This is a genomic window from Actinomadura rupiterrae, assembly GCF_024172125.1.
GTDB lineage: Bacteria > Actinomycetota > Actinomycetes > Streptosporangiales > Streptosporangiaceae > Spirillospora > Spirillospora rupiterrae.
The window spans coordinates 249,303-266,444 of the sequence record NZ_JAMZEA010000009.1; the positions used below are offsets into that span (position 1 = coordinate 249,303).

The 17,142-nt window shown below is 73.7% G+C and carries 13 protein-coding genes; 9 read left to right on the top strand and 4 right to left on the bottom strand.

Going from position 1 to position 17,142, the window contains the following annotated elements; translation table 11 throughout:
• Positions 1-29: 29 nt before the first annotated feature.
• The 4 genes from FHU30_RS31295 to FHU30_RS31310 are packed head-to-tail and all read left to right on the top strand — an operon-like array spanning position 30 to position 4,949.
• Entirely contained in the window at positions 30-971 is a 942-nt protein-coding gene (locus tag FHU30_RS31295) for a hypothetical protein (RefSeq protein ID WP_253880572.1), read from the top strand.
• The gene (locus FHU30_RS31300) at positions 968-2,146 is read left to right on the top strand and encodes a hypothetical protein (protein WP_253880574.1); all 1,179 of its coding nucleotides are present in this window, start codon (positions 968-970) and stop codon (positions 2,144-2,146) included. Before FHU30_RS31295 ends, FHU30_RS31300 begins: the two co-directional genes overlap by 4 nt.
• Entirely contained in the window at positions 2,143-3,615 is a 1,473-nt protein-coding gene (locus FHU30_RS31305; protein ID WP_253880576.1) for a hypothetical protein, read from the top strand. The genes FHU30_RS31300 and FHU30_RS31305 overlap by 4 nt, the downstream gene beginning before the upstream one ends.
• Positions 3,612-4,949 carry an AAA family ATPase gene (locus tag FHU30_RS31310; protein ID WP_253880578.1) on the top strand — a complete coding sequence of 446 codons (1,338 nt, stop codon included), beginning with the start codon at positions 3,612-3,614 and terminating at the stop codon, positions 4,947-4,949. The genes FHU30_RS31305 and FHU30_RS31310 overlap by 4 nt, the downstream gene beginning before the upstream one ends.
• Positions 4,950-4,994: 45 nt before the next feature.
• Here FHU30_RS31310 and FHU30_RS31315 read toward each other — a convergent pair whose 3' ends face one another.
• Entirely contained in the window at positions 4,995-5,798 is an 804-nt protein-coding gene (locus FHU30_RS31315; protein ID WP_253880580.1) for an ABC transporter ATP-binding protein, read from the bottom strand.
• Between the two features lie 297 nt (positions 5,799-6,095).
• On the opposite strand from FHU30_RS31315, the gene FHU30_RS31320 reads away from it, so the two are divergent.
• From FHU30_RS31320 to FHU30_RS31330, 3 genes are all read left to right on the top strand, one after another.
• Positions 6,096-6,611, top strand: coding sequence for a hypothetical protein (locus FHU30_RS31320; protein WP_253880581.1), 516 nt, complete (start codon positions 6,096-6,098; stop codon positions 6,609-6,611).
• Between the two features lie 146 nt (positions 6,612-6,757).
• The gene (locus FHU30_RS31325; RefSeq protein ID WP_253880583.1) at positions 6,758-7,456 is read left to right on the top strand and encodes a thioesterase family protein; all 699 of its coding nucleotides are present in this window, start codon (positions 6,758-6,760) and stop codon (positions 7,454-7,456) included.
• A gap of 149 nt (positions 7,457-7,605) precedes the next feature.
• Positions 7,606-7,821 (top strand): hypothetical protein, encoded by a 216-nt coding sequence (locus tag FHU30_RS31330; RefSeq protein ID WP_253880585.1) that lies wholly within the window; start codon positions 7,606-7,608, stop codon positions 7,819-7,821.
• A 148-nt stretch (positions 7,822-7,969) separates the two neighbouring features.
• Here FHU30_RS31330 and FHU30_RS31335 read toward each other — a convergent pair whose 3' ends face one another.
• The gene (locus FHU30_RS31335) at positions 7,970-9,646 is read right to left on the bottom strand and encodes a coiled-coil domain-containing protein (RefSeq protein WP_253880587.1); all 1,677 of its coding nucleotides are present in this window, start codon (positions 9,644-9,646) and stop codon (positions 7,970-7,972) included.
• Positions 9,647-9,826: 180 nt separating this feature from the next.
• A complete protein-coding gene (locus FHU30_RS31340; RefSeq protein WP_253880589.1) occupies positions 9,827-10,378 on the bottom strand; it encodes a GbsR/MarR family transcriptional regulator in 552 nt (183 codons plus the stop codon).
• A gap of 96 nt (positions 10,379-10,474) precedes the next feature.
• On the opposite strand from FHU30_RS31340, the gene FHU30_RS31345 reads away from it, so the two are divergent.
• Both FHU30_RS31345 and FHU30_RS31350 read left to right on the top strand, forming a co-directional pair.
• Positions 10,475-11,437: an ABC transporter ATP-binding protein gene (locus FHU30_RS31345; protein ID WP_253880591.1), complete on the top strand. Its 963-nt coding sequence runs from the start codon at positions 10,475-10,477 to the stop codon at positions 11,435-11,437.
• Positions 11,434-13,032, top strand: coding sequence for an ABC transporter permease (locus tag FHU30_RS31350; protein WP_253880598.1), 1,599 nt, complete (start codon positions 11,434-11,436; stop codon positions 13,030-13,032). Before FHU30_RS31345 ends, FHU30_RS31350 begins: the two co-directional genes overlap by 4 nt.
• 58 nt (positions 13,033-13,090) lie before the next feature.
• On the opposite strand, the gene hrpA is transcribed toward FHU30_RS31350, so the two are convergent.
• Complete coding sequence (gene hrpA, locus FHU30_RS31355; RefSeq protein ID WP_253880600.1) at positions 13,091-17,050, bottom strand: ATP-dependent RNA helicase HrpA; 3,960 nt, start codon at positions 17,048-17,050, stop codon at positions 13,091-13,093.
• Positions 17,051-17,142 lie beyond the last annotated feature (92 nt).

The window sequence follows — 17,142 nt, forward strand, 5'->3', positions numbered from 1 at the left end:
TCACTGGAAGTCGCGCTACGCTCTCGGGCATGTCCGGATCCCCCGGCTCCTCCCCCGACGCGCTGGAGGAGCGCATCGCCGAGCTGCGCGCCGCCGTCCGGCGCGCGGTGGCGGGCGGCGACCGGGAGGCCGCGCGGAACCTGCGCTCGGAGCTGCGCAGGGCCGAGCACGCGTGGGACGAGGCCGTCCTTGGCGACCGGCAGGCCCCGGCCGAGGCCGTGCCCGAGCAACGGCACGAGCGCGAGGCTCCGGCAGAAGTCGCCCGTGGCTTGGTGCCGGTTCGGGAGCAGGTGCATCAGGCGTTGACGCTGCTGAGCGTGCCTGCCGCACCGAAGCTCGTCGGGGCCGTCTACGGCGCGTTCTTCCCCGGCGAGATTCCGGCGACGCGCTTGACGAGCCTGCGGCGCGACGAGGAGCGGTCGTTCAGGTCCGCGCCTTATGCGCGTCCGTACTACCTGTGCGCCGCGCTCACGGCCGACCTGCTGGCTCCGGCGCGAGGGCTGCTGACGGTGAGCACCTGGTCGCTGCGCCGGCGGATCGTCGGTCCGCTGAGCGCGCGGGTGGATTTCCTCACCGCGGCGATCCGGGTCGCGGAACGCGCCCAACACACCGATACCGGACGGGATGCACGCGTCCAGCGGCTGCTGTGGCGGTTCGCCGCCACCATTCCGGGGGCAGCGGGCGGTACCGTCGGGACGGACGGGACGACGGATCCGGCCGTGGTCGCCGAGGCGGCGCGGGCGGAGCTGGCCGTGCACCGCGACGCCGACGGGCGGGACCGCGCGGCGGCGGCCCGGCGCGCGGCGGACGCGCTGGACGACGCGGCGCTGCTGTTCGGCGGCGGCCTGCGGGCCCTCCCCCGCCGCACCGGCACCGCGTCCGGCCCGTCCGGCACCGGGTCCGGCCCGTCCGGAAGCACGACGATCACGGGCGAAGGCCCCGACGACACGACGAACCGGCGACGGCGATGAGCAGAGACGACGAGCACACGGCGACCGACCTGTCCCACCTGCGCGGCGGCGAGGCCCCGCGCAACCACGACGCGCGGACGATCGCGGCGCTGACCGCGAACCCGGGCTGCGCGCGGCGCGGGGTGATGGACGCGGCCGCGGTGGACAAGGACGCGGTCGCGCGGCACCTCGGGTTCGGCGCGCCCTTCGGGCAGTCGCAGTTCGCGATCACGCGCGGGAACGCGTTCGAGGCGCAGGTGAAGGCGGACGGCTGCGCCGAGCTGCTGGCGCTGCTGCGCGACCGGCTCGGCCTGGACGTCCCGGAGGTCGCCTATGACGACCTGGAGTCGGTCGGCACCGAGAGCCGCGAGGTGCGGCACGCCCGCACCCGGCACCTGATGGCGCGCGCCCTGGAGACGGGCGCGGGAACGCTGTTCGACCACCCGCTGCTGCGTCTGGACATCGCCGGGCAGCGCGCCTACCTGGAGCCGGACGTGATCGCGTTCCAGCTCGGCGGCCGCTTCCACGTCGTGGAGGTCAAGTCGTTCGCGGTGGTGGACGGGCAGGCCGAGCCGGAGCAGGTCGCGGCGGCGGCGCGGCAGTCCGCGGTGTACGTGCTGGCGCTGCGGGAGCTGGTCGAGGGACTCGGGCACGATCCGGAGCGCGTGTCGCACGAGGTGTTCCTGGTCTGCCCGGAGAACTTCTCGAACCGGCCGACGGCCACCCCCCTGGACGTCCGGCCGCAGCTCGCGGTGGTGAAGAGGCAGCTCGCGCGGCTCACCCGCGCCGAGGACATCGCCCGCCGGCTCCCCGAGGGGCTGACGTTCGCGCTGGACGAGGGCCTGCCCGAGGCGGTCCGCGCGGTGGAGGCCCGGTACGCGCCGGAGTGCATGGCGAGCTGCGAGATGGCGCTGTTCTGCCGGGACGAGGCGCGCGCCTGCGGGGCGACGGGGACGTTGGGGCGGAACGTCCGGGACGAGCTCGGCGGCGTGGACAGCGTCGTGACCGCGCTCGAACTGGCGCGCGGCGTCCGGGAACCATCCGAGGACATGGCCGAGACGGCCGAGCAGCTGCGCATCGCCGCGCGCCTCCGCCGCGAGGCGCTCGGCAGCGGAGGCGAGCGCTCGGCGGAGCAGCCGCTCGTCGGCGCGCAGGCACCGCGAGGCGCCACGGACGTCCTGGAGCGCACGGCGTGAGCACGCTCACCGCGCTCGCCCAGCTCGAAGCGCTCGCGACCGGGCGGGCGCAGCCGGTCGCGACCGTCCGGCACTGCCATCTGAGCGAGAAGCCGCTGGTGATGATCCCGCTGAAGCTGGCTGGCGAGGCCGCGGCGCCGCTGGCGACGATGCTCGGCACCGACCGGGACGCGCCGGAGCTGCTGGTCGTCCCGCAGCCGCGCAACCGCGACCTGCGGTTCGCCTACGCGGCGGAGCTGGCGAAGGCCGTGCTCGCGCACGTCGAGGCCGAGCGCGGCGCGACCGAGACGCTGGAGCCGTCGAAGGACGGCGAGGAGCGGTTCCGGTACGAGCGGGCGCCGCAGATCGTGGTTCCGAACCGCGGCGGCGTGGGATTCCTGCGGCTGCTCGGGCGGTCCACCCGGTTCCGCAGCACCGAGGGGCCGTGGGCGGTCGACCCGGCCGTCCCGATGCTGGGGCGCTGGCTGACCTGGTACGCCGACCGGAACGACCGTCCGGGGTCGTCGCTGCTGCTCACGCTGACCGAGACGCTGCGGCTGCACTGGGCGACCGGCCAGAGCTCCCTGGAGGACGGCAACCTCGGCGCGCTGATGGGCTGGATCGATCCGCCGGACGGCATGGACGGCCCGTCCGCCGCCGCGCGCGCCGAGGATCCGGTGGCCTGCCCGCCCGCGGGTCCGACGACCGATCCGACGTTCGACAACGAGGTGCTCGCCCCGGCGATCGCGGCGTACGACGAGAGCGGCGGCGCGCCGCGCGCCGAGGAGCGGGTCCGCGCGGCGGTCGCGTCCCAGCTGCGGCCGACCTGGGACCTCGCCTGGCGCGCGCTGGACCTGCTGCGCGCGCTGCCCGAGGGCGCGAGCGTGCCGAGGCGCTGGGAGCGGGACCGCGACTCGTTCACCTACTTCCACCGCGAGTTCGCCGAGAACCCGCCGCAGGCGAAGCTGGACGACGCCGTCCGCGCCGCGCGCCGCCTGCACGACCTGGAGCGGTCGCAGGAGTCGTACGAGGCCCAGCGCGCGTTCGACGACCCGCTCGTGATGGCCGAGCAGCGGCTCGCGGGCCAGGCGTTCGGCGGTGTGGTCACCGCGGCCGACCCGACCCGGCTGGACGAGTCGGGCAAGCGCCCGAAGCTCCGCCCGCACCTGTGGATCCGCACCGAGGACCCGGTCCGCCTGGACGAGGGCGCGACGGTCGTGAACGCGGCCCGTCCCGGGCTCAAGGGCCGGATCGTGGAGATCGACGGCGGGGACGTCCTGCTGGAGCTGACCGGCGGCATGGGACGCAAGCTCACACCCGAGGCGGGCGTCGTCCCGGAGCCGGGCCTGGAGGTCGTGTTCACCTCCCGCACGTCCGACTCGTGGGGCGCGGCGAAGTTCCCCGAGCGCGACGACACGCCGTGGACGCACGGCGGCCCGCCCGCCGAGTACGAACCGGCCGACGAGGACGCGACGGAGGTGTGGTCGTGACGGCCATCAGCGAATCCGGCGCGGCGGTCGGCAATCCCGGCGCGGAGGCGGACCGGGTGGTCGAGGCCGTTCTCGCCGACCTGGCGAGGGACCATCGCGGCGTCGTGGTCGACTCGCCGCCCGGCGCGGGCAAGTCGACGCTGGTCGTGCGGGCCGCGGCGCACCTCGCCGCGGCGGGCGAGCGGCTGATGATCGTGGCGCAGACCAACGAGCAGGTGGACGACCTGATCGACCGGATCGCGGGCGACCATCCGGACCTGGCGATCGGGCGGCTGTCGGCGGCGGGCTACGCGGCGTCCGAGCGGGTGACGGCGCACGCATCGGTGCGCGTCGCGCAGAAGGCCGACGACATCGCCGACCGGACGGTCGTGATCGCGACGGCCGCGAAGTGGGCGACGCTGACCGACGGGTCGTGGCCGTGGGCGATCGTCGACGAGGCGTACCAGATGCGCTCGGACATGCTGCTGCGCATCGCCGGACGGTTCGAGCGCGCGCTGTTCGTGGGCGACCCCGGCCAGCTCGACCCGTTCTCCACGGTCGAGGTCGAGCGCTGGGCGGGCCTGTCGTGGGATCCGATGCGCAGTGCGGTGTCGGTGCTGCTCGCGCACAATCCGGAGCTGCCGGTGCACCGGCTCCCGGTGTCGTGGCGGCTGCCCGCGTCGGCGGCTCCGGTGGTGTCGCGGGCGTTCTACCCGTTCACGGGGTTCCGGTCGGGCACCGGGCCGCAAGACCGGCGGCTCGAACTGAGCACCGGCGGGATGGGCACGTCCTACGACCGGGCCGTCGAGGAGGCCGCGGCGACCGGCTGGGGGCTGTACGAGCTGCCCGCGCGGCACACGCTGCGCACCGACGCCGAAGCGGTGCAGGCGACGGCGGCGCTGGCCGTGCGGATGCTGCAACGCGGTCCGGTGGCGCATTCCGAGCGCGGCGAGAACCCGGTTGGCGCGGACCGGATCGCGGTCGGCGCGGCGCACCGCGACCAGGTCGCCGCGATCCGCGCCGCGCTCGGCCCGCACGCCGCCGAGATCACCGTCGACACGGCCAACCGGCTCCAGGGACGCGAGTACGACGTGACGGTGGTCCTGCACCCGCTGTCCGGACGGCGCGACGCGACCGCGTTCCACCTGGAGTCGGGGCGGCTGTGCGTGCTGGCGTCCCGGCACCGGCACGCGTGCCTGGTAGTCGCGCGCGCGGGCATCCCCGAGCTGCTGGACGCGCACCCGTCGGCGGAGCCGGTGCGGCTCGGCGTCCCGGTCAAGTTCCCGGACGGCTGGGAGGCGAACCAGGCCGTCCTCGCCCACCTCGCCGACCACCGCGTCCGAGCCGACACCTGACAGACCAGGCCGAGCCGGACCGTCCGGGCGACTGAGGCGGTGGCCTCAGTGGCCGGCGGTGGCGGTCCAGCGGCCGTTGGTGCGGGTGATCGAGACCGGGTGGTCGAAGCAGGCGCTGACCAGCTCGGTCGTGAGCACCTCGTCCGCCGGGCCGGACGCCAGCACCGCGCCCTCGCGCAGCAGCATCGCGTGGCTGGTGGAGGTCGGCAGCTCCTCCAGGTGGTGCGTGACCAGGACGGTCGTCAGGTCCGGACGGTTCGCGCGCAGCTCGTCGATGGCCGCGAGCAGGCGCTCGCGGGCGGCGAGGTCGAGGCCGGTGGCGGGCTCGTCCAGCAGGAGCAGCGGCGGGTCCGGCATGAGCGCGCGGGCGATCAGCGCGCGGCCCCGCTCGCCCTGCGAGAGGTTCGGCCAGCGGGCCTCGGTGCGGGCCGTGAGGCCCATCAGCGCGATCAGCTCGTCCGCGCGGGACAGTTCGGCGTCCGAGGGCGTCCAGCGCGGGACGAGCTCGATGGTGCCGGTGGCGCCGGTGAGGACGATCTCCCGGACGGTCCGCGCCGACTCCAGCGGGTGCCTCGGGTTGACCTGGCCGATCAGCCGCCGCAGGTCGTGCACGTTCACCCGGCCGAGCCGGTGGCCGAGGATCTCGGCGCCGCCGCGCGTCGGGTGCGTGTAGGCGCCGAGGATGCCGAGCAGGGTGCTCTTGCCGGCGCCGTTCGGGCCGATCAGCGCCCAGTGCTCGCCGGTGAGGACGGTCATGGTGACCCGGTCGAGCAGCGTCCGGCCGTCGCGGACGAGGTCGATCTTGTCGGCGTTGAGCACGACGCCGGCCGGTGCCGGGGCGAGGGACACGGGTGACCTCCGGTTCTGGACTCGGTGCCGCGCGCTGACGCCACCGGGATCACCAGGGAACGTGAAGCGCGGGTAAAGGCAGGGTCCGCCGGGATCGCCGGGGTGCGGGGCGGCGCGCGCGGGGAAGGGGCGCCTGGGGTGGGCGCGGCGCAGGAGGCCCACGGTATCGGACGGGACGTGCGGCGACGCATGGCGGGCCCGGAACCGGGCAAGATCGAATCCTGCGGGCCTGGTACGCGGGCGCCGCCCTTCCGGATACTGTGAGATCCGATGCCCCGGCGATCAGGGGGAAAGGGCATGGAGGACATCGGCTTCATGTGCGCCCGGTGCGGCGGTGAGGTGCACGACGTGACGCACAACCGCGAGGGCGCGCTCGACACCGTAGGCTACCGGCACAACCGGCGCGTGGAGCCGTGGGACCACGCGCTGGAGCTGGCCGTCGGCGAGCCCGCCGCGCTCGACCCGGCCTGCGACTTCTGCGCGGCGCCGGACCCGAGCTGGCTCTACTACCCGACGCTCGACCCCGAGGCGACCGACATGTTCGAGGTCGAGCTCGACACCACCCACCTGTCCGACGACGACACCGCCGTGGCGGTGCTGAACATGCTGTACCCGTGGTTCGCCTGCGACACCTGCTCGGTGCTCGTCGCCGATCGGAAGATCGACCTGCTCATCGAGCGGGCGCTGGAGCTGTGCCCCGTCCCCGCGGACGGCCCGGTCGACGAGGAGACCGTGCGCGCCCGGCTGAACGGGTCGCTGTCGGTGTTCTTCTCGACCCGTCCGGGACGCCCGCAGCCGTCCCGCGCGATCTGAGCGTCCGGGGCGCGCACTGCCGTCCCGCGCGATCTGAGCGGATCGCCCCTACCTGCACTCTGACCGGATCGTCCCTACCTGACGTCCCCCGCTAGGATTCGACCGTTCCAAGGTGGTTCAGGCACGGCGGGTTCTGGGGGTCGCACATGCTGGTGGAGGCACGGTTCCACGGTCCGGACAACTCCGGCAACGGCGGCTACGTCGCCGGGCTCCTGGCGTCCGAGGTGGCGGCCGAGGTCACCCGGGTCGCGCTCCGCCTCCCTCCCCCGCTGGAGACCGAGCTGCGCGTCACCGACGAGGACGGAGCCCGCGGCCACCTGAAGCTCTGGGACGGCGAGAACCTGGTCGCCGAGGCCCGCTCCGACGCGTTCTCCGTCGAGCCCGTCCCGGCCGTCGCCCCAGAGGCCGCCACGCGCGCCGCGGAGAAGTTCAACGCGGGCGGCGACCACCCGTTCCCGCGCTGCTTCGTGTGCGGACCCGAGCGCGCGCACGGAGACGGCATGCGCCTCGCCCCCGGCCCGGTGGACGGCCTGGACGGCACGGTCGCCTGTACCTGGACGCCCTGGAACGACCCGACGCCCGCGCTGGTCTGGGCCGCGCTCGACTGCCCCGGCGGCTGGGCGTTCGACCCCGCGGGCAGCCGCCCGGCGGTGCTCGGCACCATGACCGCGCAGGTGCACCGGCTGCCCGAGGCAGGCGAGCCGTGCGTGGCCGTGGGTGTCGCGCGCGCCAGGCAGGGCCGCAAGATGTTCGCGGGCAGCGCGGTCTACGGCGCGGACGGCACGCTGGTCGGCCGCGCCGAGCAGATCTGGGTCGAGGTCGACCCCGCCCGCTTCGGAGGGTGAGGGTTCACCCCGCGCGGAACCCATGATCCGGAGTCGGTCGTGACGTCCGCCCTCCGGATCGGTTTCGAAAATGTGTCGCGCGGCACGGTTCAGGGCAGGGACAATCGCATTGAATTCTGAGCATCTGCGGCCAACGGAGGTCGGGCCAGATGACCGGAAACGGTGTCCTCATCCTCGCCGTGGCGGCCCTCGCCATCTACATGGGGATGACCTGGGAGCGCGCCCGCAGGGCGATGTTCGACGTCAGGCAGGGCAGGCGGCGGGTGAACAACCTGCGCACCACGGCCAACCGGGAGCGCGGCCACGCCTTCTGGATCCTGATCTGCTCGGTGCTCGTGCTCTTCCTGGTCGTCCGCTACCTGTGACGGGAACGCCCCTGGTGCCGGGAACGCGAGGTGCCGGGTGCGACGCACCCGGCACCCTTCCCGCCGTGCGGCGGGCGACCCGGCCTGCTGACCGCGCCGCGCCGCCTGACCGTCCCGGATCCTGGGACGTCCTGCCTGCTGGGGCGGGTTACGGCTTGTGGAAGAGCGGGTCCTCGCGGTCGTCCGGACCGTGCCGGTGGCCGTTCAGGCCGTTGCCGTTGACGCCCGCCGAGGCCGGGTGCTGGCCGGGCTGCCCGCCCTGCGTAGCCGGACCGCCGACGTACGGCGTGCCGCCAGTGATCGAGGACGGGATGCCGACCGGTCCCGGAACCGGAGCCGCCATCGGCATCGAGGCGCCGTCCACCGCCGGGTGCGCACCGCTCGGGTCCGCGGGCGGATATCCGGCGCTCGGGTCGGCGTACGGGTAGGCGTTCTTCACCTCGGCGGAGTAGCCGAGACCGGAGGAGTCGGCGGGCGGGTAGCCGGTCGCCGGGTCGGCCGTGGGGTAGGAGACGCCCTGGCCGGTAGCGGACGGCGACATCGGCGCGCCGTTGCTCGGCGCGGGCGCGAGCGGGGCGCCGTCCGAGAGGCTCGGCACCTCCTGCGACGTGCCGGTGGCGCCGGACCCGGGCATCCGGCCCGCGGGCAGGTTCGACGACAGCGTGTTGTGCGTGAACTGGTCTATCTGCCGGCGCGCCCGGTCGGCCTCGGCGCGGGCGGCGTCGCGCTCCTCGGCGAGCGCGGCGAGCGCGGCCTGCTGCTCGGCGACCGACTGGGACAGCTGCCGGATCTGCAGCGCGTGCTCGGTCAGCTTGGTGAGCAGGTCGTCCCGCTCGGCGATCGCCTGGTTCGCCTGGTCGCGGGCCGCGTCGCGCTCCTTGACCGCGTCCTCGGCGAGGGCCTTGGCGCGCACCGCCTCGGCCTCGGCCTCCGACTGCGCGCGCTGCGCGGCGGCCCGCTCGGCCTCGGCCTTGCTCGCGGCCTGCATGGCGCGCTGGCGCTGCGCCTCGGTGTCGCGCATGGAGTTGCGCAGGTCCTCGGCGCCCTGCTTGGCGACGGCGGCCTCGACGCGCTGCTTCTCGACCGCGCCCTCGGTCTCGGCCACCTTGGCGTGCTGGGCGACCAGGTCGGCGCGGGTGTTCTCCAGCGCGGCGAGCAGCTCGGTCTCGCGGGCGGCGATGCGGTCCCGCTCGCTCTCGGCGGCGAGCTTGGCGGTCACCGCCTGCTGCGCGATCTCGTGCGCCTCCTCCCAGGCCTTCTGGGCGGCGTCGCGCTTGGCGGTGGCCTTCTTGGCCTCGTCGCGGGCGCGGGCGGCGTCCTTCTCGGCGGCGTCGGCGCGCTTGCGGGCGCTGTCGGCCTCGCCGCGGGCCTCGTCGGCGCGCCGCTGCGAGGCGTCCCGCTCGCTCTGCGCGACCGACAGCTCGCGCGCGGCCTCGGCGCGCACCTCGGCGACGCGGCGCTCCACCCCGGCGACGCTCAGCTCGGCGGCCAGCGACTCGGCGAGCGCGTCGGCCGAGCGCTCCAGCCGCTCCACCATCTCCCAGGTCGCGGCGACCTGGCCGGTCAGGCCGGGGGCGTCCCGGCCGCGCTCGCGGCGCTCGCGCGCCTCCCGGACGCAGGCCCCGTCGTCGTCCTGGCAGTACCGGACGGCGCGGACGGCGCCGACCGGCTGCGGTACGGGCCGTCCGCAGTTGGCGCACGGCCAGACGGTGACCGGGTCCCCCAGCCTCGCGACCTCGCCGCCCTCGGCGGTCCGGGCCACGGCCTCGCCGGACGTTCCCTGCTCCGGAACATCCGAGTTGTCGCGCTCGTCGCTGTTAGGCATGGGATGAACCTTACGCATTTCGGCGGGTGTCCGCAGGGACTGGCGGGACGTGTGGGAACCACCACGCCCGCGCGGTGACCAGTCGCGACGGCCCGGTGACCGCACGTCAGCAACACGCGGCGTTGTGCGCATCTGATGAGCATGAACGCTCACCAGGTGAGCATCGGCCGCGGGTCCGGATCAGCGGGTGCCCTGGCCGAGCCCATCCCGCGACGGAAGCGGTTCACCGTCGCGGCGGGCGTCGCGGAGCGCGAGCCAGCGGTCCATGATCAGCTCGACCTCGCGGCGGAGGAAGTCGAAGAACTCGGCCGACTCGGTGAGCCGCCGCCCGGCGGGCGTGCCGGGGCCGAGCAGTTCCGAGCCCTCCAGCAGGCCCGCCGCCCAGCGGCCGAGCGCCTGGTCGCGCTTGGTGAGGGCGGCCTGCCACGCCTCGTTGTCGACCCGGTACAGGTCGCGCCGGGTGCCGATCTCGCGCTCGCGGGAGATCAGGTCGAGATGGGTGAGGTAGCGCACCGCGCCCGACACCGCCGCGGGGCTGACCTGCAGCTCCTCGCTCAGCTCGGCGGCGGTGAGCGCGCCGGAGTCGGTGGCCAGCAGGACGACGAACACGCGCGCGGCCATCCTCGGCCAGCCCGCGTCGGCGAGGGTGGAGGCGAACCGCTCCACGAAGCGGAGCACGGCGTCCTGGTCGCGCCCGCCGTGCGCCTCGTCCGGCATGTCCTGCTCGGTCACGCGCCCTCAACTCCCCCCAAACGGAACCACCTCGCCCCTGAGTTTAGCCTATTCATTATCTTCACGAAATCGTGAATCTCGTGTAGGTTCTGAATCATGAACGAGGTCATCTCCGTCTCCGGCCTGGTGAAGACCTTCGGCCGGACGCGCGCCCTGGACGGGCTCGACCTGACCGTCCGGCCCGGCGAGGTCCACGGCTTCCTCGGCCCGAACGGCGCGGGCAAGTCCACCACCATCCGGGTCCTGCTCGGCCTGCTGCGCGCCGACTCCGGCGAGGCACGGCTGCTCGGCGGCGACCCCTGGCACGACGCCACGGCGCTGCACCGCCGCCTCGCCTACGTCCCGGGCGATGTGACGCTGTGGCCGAACCTGTCCGGAGGGGAGGTGATCGACCTGCTCGGCAGGCTGCGCGGCGGTCTCGACACCGCGCGCCGGGACGAGCTGGTCAAGCGGTTCGAGCTCGACCCGAAGAAGAAGGGCCGCGCCTACTCCAAGGGCAACCGGCAGAAGGTGGCGCTCGTCGCGGCGCTCGCGTCCGACGCCGAACTGCTGATCCTGGACGAGCCGACCTCCGGCCTCGACCCGCTGATGGAGGAGGTCTTCCAGGAGTGCGTGCGCGAGGAGCGCGGCTCCGGGCGCACCGTCCTGCTGTCGAGCCACATCCTCAGCGAGGTCGAGGCGCTCTGCGACCGGGTCACCATCATCCGCAAGGGCCGGACGGTCGAGACCGGCACGCTCGCCGAGCTGCGGCACCTGACCCGCACCTCGATCCGCGCCGAGCTGGCCGGTCCCCCGGACGGCCTGGCCGACCTCCCCGGCGTCCACGACCCCGAGGTGCAGGACCACACGTTCAAGTGCGAGGTCGAGACCGCCCAACTCGACGGCGTGCTGCGCCGGCTCACCGAGATCGGCGTGCGCGGGCTGACCAGCCAGCCGCCGACGCTGGAGGAGCTGTTCCTCCGCCACTACCAGGACGACCTGCGCGCCAACGGATCCGGCTCGGGTTCCGGAGGCGCCGGGGCCGGGAAGGCAAGCGACGCCAAGGCGGGGTCGCGGTGACCGCGCTCGCCGGCACCGGCCCGCTGACCCGGCTCGCGCTGCGCCGCGACCGGATCATGCTCCCGGTCTGGGTGTACCTGATCGTGATCATGGCGGCGTCGACCGTCTCGTCCACCAAGGGCCTCTACCCCGACACCGCGTCGCGGATGAGGCTCGCGTCCAGCACCAACGGCACTCCGGCGCTGGTCGCGCTGTACGGGCGGGTCTACGACCCGACCTCGCTCGGCGCGGTGTCGATGCTGAAGCTGAACGTGTTCGGCGCGGTCGCGGCCGCAGCGCTGTCGATCGTGCTGGTCGTCCGGCACACCCGCGCCGACGAGGAGAGCGGGCGGCTGGAGCTGGTCGGGGCGACCGCGGTCGGCCGCCGCGCGCCGCTGACCTCGGCGCTGTCGGTGATGCTGACGACGAACGTGCTGATCGCGGTGCTCTGCGCGCTCGCGCTGACCACCGCGGGCCTGCCCGCCGCCGGGTCCGCCGCCGCCGGGCTGGCATGGGGCGGGGTCGGGCTGGCGTGCGGCGCGATCACGGCCGTCGTCGCGCAGCTCACCTCGCACGCGCGCACCGCGACGGGCTACTCGTTCGCCGTCCTGGGCGCGTTCTTCCTCGTGCGGGCGTTCGGCGACACCTCCGGCGAGGACGGCCCGCGCTGGCTGTCCTGGCTGTCCCCGATCGGCTGGGGCCAGCAGTTTCGCCCGTACGCGGGGAACCGCTGGTGGGTGCTGCTGGTGATGGTCGTGTTCGCGGCGGTCATGACGGTCGTGGCGTACGCGCTGGTGTCGCGGCGCGACCTCGGCGCGGGAATCCTGCCCGACCGGGAGGGCCCGGCCACCGCGTCCGCGCGGCTGACCGGCGCGATAGCGCTGTGGTGGCGGCTCCAGCGCGGGTCGCTGCTCGGCTGGGCGGTCGCGTTCGCGATCCTCGGCGCGGCGCTCGGCGGCATCGCGTCCAACGTGGGAAGCATGGCCGACAGCAAGCAGGCGCACGACCTCATCATCAAGCTCGGCGGCGAGAAGGGCATCACCGACGCCTTCCTCGCCACCGAGATGGTGTTCGCGTCGATCTTCGCGGCGGCGTTCGGCGTGCAGGCCGTCGGGCTGCTGCGCGCCGAGGAGACCGGGCAGCGCACCGAGCCGGTGCTCGCGACGGCGGTGAGCCGGTGGCGCTGGGCGGCCGGTCCGGTCCTGATCGCGCTGCTCGGCTCCGTGGGCCTGCTGCTGCTCGCCGGCATGGTCGCGGGTGCGGTCTACGCGGGGCAGAGCGGCGACAGCGCGCAGTTCGGACGCCTCGTCGGAGCGTCCCTAGTGCAGATCCCGGCCGCCTGGGTGGTGATCGGAATCATGGTGCTCGGCTACGGCCTGGTGCCCCGCTTCACCGCGGCCGGATGGGCGGTGCTGGTGGCGTTCCTGCTGATCGGCGAGATGGGGCCGCTGCTGAAGCTGCCGCACTGGGTCATGGACGTCTCGCCCTTCGCGCACACCCCGAAGCTGCCGGGGACGGCCTGGTCGGCCACTCCCCTGGTCTGGACGACGGCGCTCGCGGCGGTGCTCATCGGCGCGGGCCTGTGGGCCTTCCGCCGCCGCGACATCACCTCCTGACCGGACACACCGGAAGAGCGGCGGTGGCCCCCGGGCCGCCGCCGCTCTCCTTCGCGCGTCACGGCTGGATCTGGGCCATGGCCTTGCGGATGCGCTTGTCGGACACCGGGAAGCGCGTGCCGAGCTGCTGCGCGAACAGGCTGACCCGGTACTCCTCCAGCATCCAGCGGATCTGCTTGACCGCGTCGTCCTCGCGGCGGTCCGGCGGCAGGCGGCGCAGCAGGTCGCCGTACTCCTGCGCGAGCACCTGGACCTGGTGGCCGAGCATCCGGTCCCGGCCGGGGTTCTCGGGCAGCTTGTCCACCCGCACCTGCATGGCCTTGACGTAGCGGAGCAGGTCGGGCAGGCGCTGCGCGCCCGTCGCCGTCACGAAGCCCGGCCCGACCAGCGCCGCGAGGTGGTCGCGGATCTCGGTGAGGGCGTGCACGAGCGTGAGGCTGGTGCTGCCGCGCAGGCTCCGGTCGAGCTGGTGCGAGGCGGCGAGGATGAGCCCGACCTGGTTCACGACCGCGGCGGTCGTGTCGTACAGCTCGGCGCGGACGTGGTCGTAGAGCCGCTGGTAGGCCGCCTCGTCCCAGGCCGGGCCGCCGGCGTCGGCCATGAGCTTGTCGACGGCGGCGGCGACGCAGTCCTCGAACAGCGCGGCGACCGAGCCGTGCGGGTTGTGGCTGAGCGCCAGCTTGGCCTGGTTGCCGAGCTTCGCCTGGATCTGCTTCGCCGGGGACTGGACGTTCAGCAGGATCAGCCGCCGCGTGCCGTTCCACATCGCGCGGCGCTGCCCGGCCTCGGTCTCGTACAGCCGGACGGCCGTGCTGCCGCCCTCGTCGGTGAGCGCGGGGAACGCCTTGACCTCGTACCCGGCCTGCCTGCGCTCGTAGGTGCGGGGCAGCTCGCCGAGCGTCCAGGTGGTCAGGCCGTCCTTCTCGATGCCCTCGCGGGACGCGGCCTTGGACAGCGTCCCGCGCACCTTCGGGGCCAGCTCCCGCTTCAGCGCCTCCAGGTCGGTGGACTCGCCGAGCGTGCGCCTGCGCTCGTCCACGACGCGGAACGTCATGCGCAGGTGCGCGGGCGGGCGCGTCAGGTCCCACGCCTCGCGGGCGATCGGGACGGACGTCAGCTGCGTCAGCTCGCGCTCCAGCGCGTCCAGCAGCGGCTCGGTGCGCGGCGAGACACGCTCCAGGACGCGGCGCGCGTAGTCGGGGGCCGGGACGAAGTTGACCCGCAGCTGCTTGGGCAGCGACCGGATCAGCTCGGTCACCAGCTCGGTCCGCAGCCCCGGCACCTGCCAGTCGAAGCCGTCCGGCTTGACCTGGTTGAGGATCTGCACCGGCACGTGGACGGTCACGCCGTCGGCGTCGGCGCCCGGCTCGAACTGGTAGGTCAGCCTGAGCCGCAGCGGCCCCTGCTGCCAGTGGTCGGGGTAGTCGGCCTCGGTGACCGCGCCCGCGGTCTGGTTGATGAGCATCGACTTCTCGAAGTTGAGAAGGTCGGGCTCCTTGTGGCGGGCCTTCTTCCACCAGGTGTCGAAGTGCCGTCCGGAGACGACGTCCTCGGGGACGCGCTCGTCGTAGAAGTCGAACAGCGTCTCGTCGTCCACCAGGATGTCGCGGCGCCGGGCGCGGTGCTCCAGCTCCTCCACCTCGTCCAGCAGCGCGCGGTTCTCGTGGAAGAACTTGTGGTGGGTCTCCCAGTCGCCCTCGACCAGCGCGTGCCGGATGAACAGCTCGCGGGACAGCTCCGGGTCGATGCTCCCGTAGTTGACGTTCCGCTGCGCGACGATCGGCACCCCGTACAGGGTGACCTTCTCGTACGCCATCACGGCCGCCTGCTTCTTGGACCAGTGCGGCTCGCTGTAGCTGCGTTTGACCAGGTGCCCGGCGAGCGGCTCGATCCACTCCGGCTCGATCTTGGCGTTGACGCGCGCCCAGAGCCTGGACGTCTCGACCAGCTCGGCCGACATGACCCAGCGCGGCGGCTTCTTGAACAGCGACGATCCGGGGAAGATCGCGAACTTGGCGTTCCGCGCGCCGAGGTACTCCTGCTGGACGCGCCGGCGCGGCCCGCCCTCATCCTTCTTATCGGTGTCCTGGAGGCCGATGTGGGAGAGCAGGCCGGCCAGGAGCGAGAGGTGGACGCGGTCGGGCGCGGCGTCCACGGTGTTGAGCGTGACACCGAGCGTCTTGGCGACCTGCTTGAGCTGGCTGTGCAGGTCCTGCCACTCGCGGATGCGCAGGAAATGCAGGAACTCGTTCTTGCACGTGCGGCGGAACGCGCTGCCGGACAGCTCCCTCTGCTGCTCGCGCAGGTAGTTCCAGAGGTTCAGGTAGGCCAGGAAGTCCGAGGTGGGGTCGGCGAAGCGGCGGTGCTTCTCGTCGGCGGCCTGCTGGTGCTCGGCCGGGCGCTCGCGCGGGTCCTGGATCGACAGCGCGGCCGCGATGATCAGCACCTCGCGGACGCAGCCGTTCTTGTCCGCCTCCAGGACCATGCGGCCGAGGCGCGGGTCCACGGGAAGCTGGGCGAGGCGGCGGCCGAGCGGGGTGAGGCGCTTCTTCGGGTCCTTCTCGTCCGGGTCGATCGCGCCCAGTTCGTGCAGCAGGTCGACACCGGCGCGGACGTTGCGGCGGTCCGGCGGCTCGACGAACGGGAAGGCGGCGATGTCGCCGAGGCCGAGCGCGGTCATCTGCAGGATGACCGAGGCGAGGTTGGTGCGCAGGATCTCCGGGTCGGTGAACTCGGGACGGGACTCGAAATCCTCCTCCGAGTAGAGCCGGATGCAGATGCCCTCGGATACTCGTCCGCAGCGGCCCTTGCGCTGGTTCGCCGACGCCTGCGACACCGGCTCGATCGGCAGCCGCTGCACCTTCAGCCGGTGGCTGTAGCGGGAGATGCGCGCGGTGCCGGGGTCGACGACGTACTTGATGCCGGGGACGGTCAGGGACGTCTCGGCCACGTTCGTCGCGAGGACGATCCGCCGCCCGCGATGCGCCTGGAACACCCGGTGCTGCTCGGCCGACGACAGCCGCGCGTACAGCGGCAGCACCTCGTGATGGCCGCGCTTGCCCGCCAGGTGCTTGGTCAGCGCGTCGGCGGTGTCGCGGATCTCCCGCTCGCCGGACAGGAACACCAGCACGTCGCCGGGGGCCTCGCGCTCCAGCTCGTCCACCGCGTCCACGATCGCCTGGATCTGGTCGCGGTCGGGGTCGGCGGACGGGTCCTCGGGGTCGGTGACCGGCCGGTACCGCACCTCGACCGGGTAGGTGCGCCCGGACACCTCCACGATCGGGGCGTCGCCGAAGTGCCGGGAGAACCGCTCGGGGTCGATCGTCGCCGAGGTGATGATCACCTTGAGGTCCGGCCGCTTCGGCAGGATCTCCCGGACGTAGCCGAGCAGGAAGTCGATGTTGAGGCTGCGCTCGTGCGCCTCGTCGATGATCAGCGTGTCGTACTGCCGGAGCAGCCGGTCGGTCTGGATCTCGGCGAGCAGGATGCCGTCGGTCATCAGCTTGACGAGCGTGTCGTCGCTGGACCGGTCGGTGAACCTGATCTTGTATCCCACGGCTTCGCCCAGCTCGGTGCCGAGCTCCTCGGCGATGCGGTCGGCGACCGTGCGGGCGGCGAGGCGGCGCGGCTGGGTGTGGCCGATCGAGCCGAGCACGCCGCGGCCCAGCTCCAGGCAGATCTTGGGCAGCTGGGTGGTCTTGCCGGACCCGGTCTCACCCGCGACGATCACGACCTGGTGGTCCCGGATCGCGGCGGCGATGTCGTCCTTCTTCTGCGAGACCGGCAGCTCGGCGGGGTAGGTGACCGCCGGGACGGCGGCGCGGCGCCGCTCCACCCGCGCCGCGGCGGCCTCCACCTCGGCGGCGATCTCGGCGGCCACCCGGTCGCGGCGGGCGGCGTCCCGCATCTTGACCGTGCCCTCGATCCGGCGGCGGAGCCGCTGCCGGTCGCGCGGCATCAGCTCGGGCAGGCGCGCGCGCAAATCGGCGAGCGGCGAACTCACAGGCGTCGTCCTCATAACCAATCAGCAAGAATACGGACCGGGGGCACCGTAACCCCCGCGGCCCCCGGCGGCGAATCATTTTCCCACCGCCGATGTGCAACGTCCGC

Excerpts from the sequence above, each read along its gene's own strand:
- FHU30_RS31335 (WP_253880587.1), bottom strand. The coding sequence starts at position 9,646 with ATGCCTAACAGCGACGAGCGCGACAACTCGGATGTTCCGGAGCAGGGA.
- FHU30_RS31325 (WP_253880583.1), top strand. The coding sequence starts at position 6,758 with ATGCTGGTGGAGGCACGGTTCCACGGTCCGGACAACTCCGGCAACGGC.
- FHU30_RS31300 (WP_253880574.1), top strand. The coding sequence starts at position 968 with ATGAGCAGAGACGACGAGCACACGGCGACCGACCTGTCCCACCTGCGC.
- FHU30_RS31345 (WP_253880591.1), top strand. The coding sequence starts at position 10,475 with ATGAACGAGGTCATCTCCGTCTCCGGCCTGGTGAAGACCTTCGGCCGG.
- FHU30_RS31320 (WP_253880581.1), top strand. The coding sequence starts at position 6,096 with ATGGAGGACATCGGCTTCATGTGCGCCCGGTGCGGCGGTGAGGTGCAC.
- FHU30_RS31295 (WP_253880572.1), top strand. The coding sequence starts at position 30 with ATGTCCGGATCCCCCGGCTCCTCCCCCGACGCGCTGGAGGAGCGCATC.
- FHU30_RS31330 (WP_253880585.1), top strand. The coding sequence starts at position 7,606 with ATGACCGGAAACGGTGTCCTCATCCTCGCCGTGGCGGCCCTCGCCATC.
- hrpA (WP_253880600.1), bottom strand. The coding sequence starts at position 17,050 with ATGAGGACGACGCCTGTGAGTTCGCCGCTCGCCGATTTGCGCGCGCGC.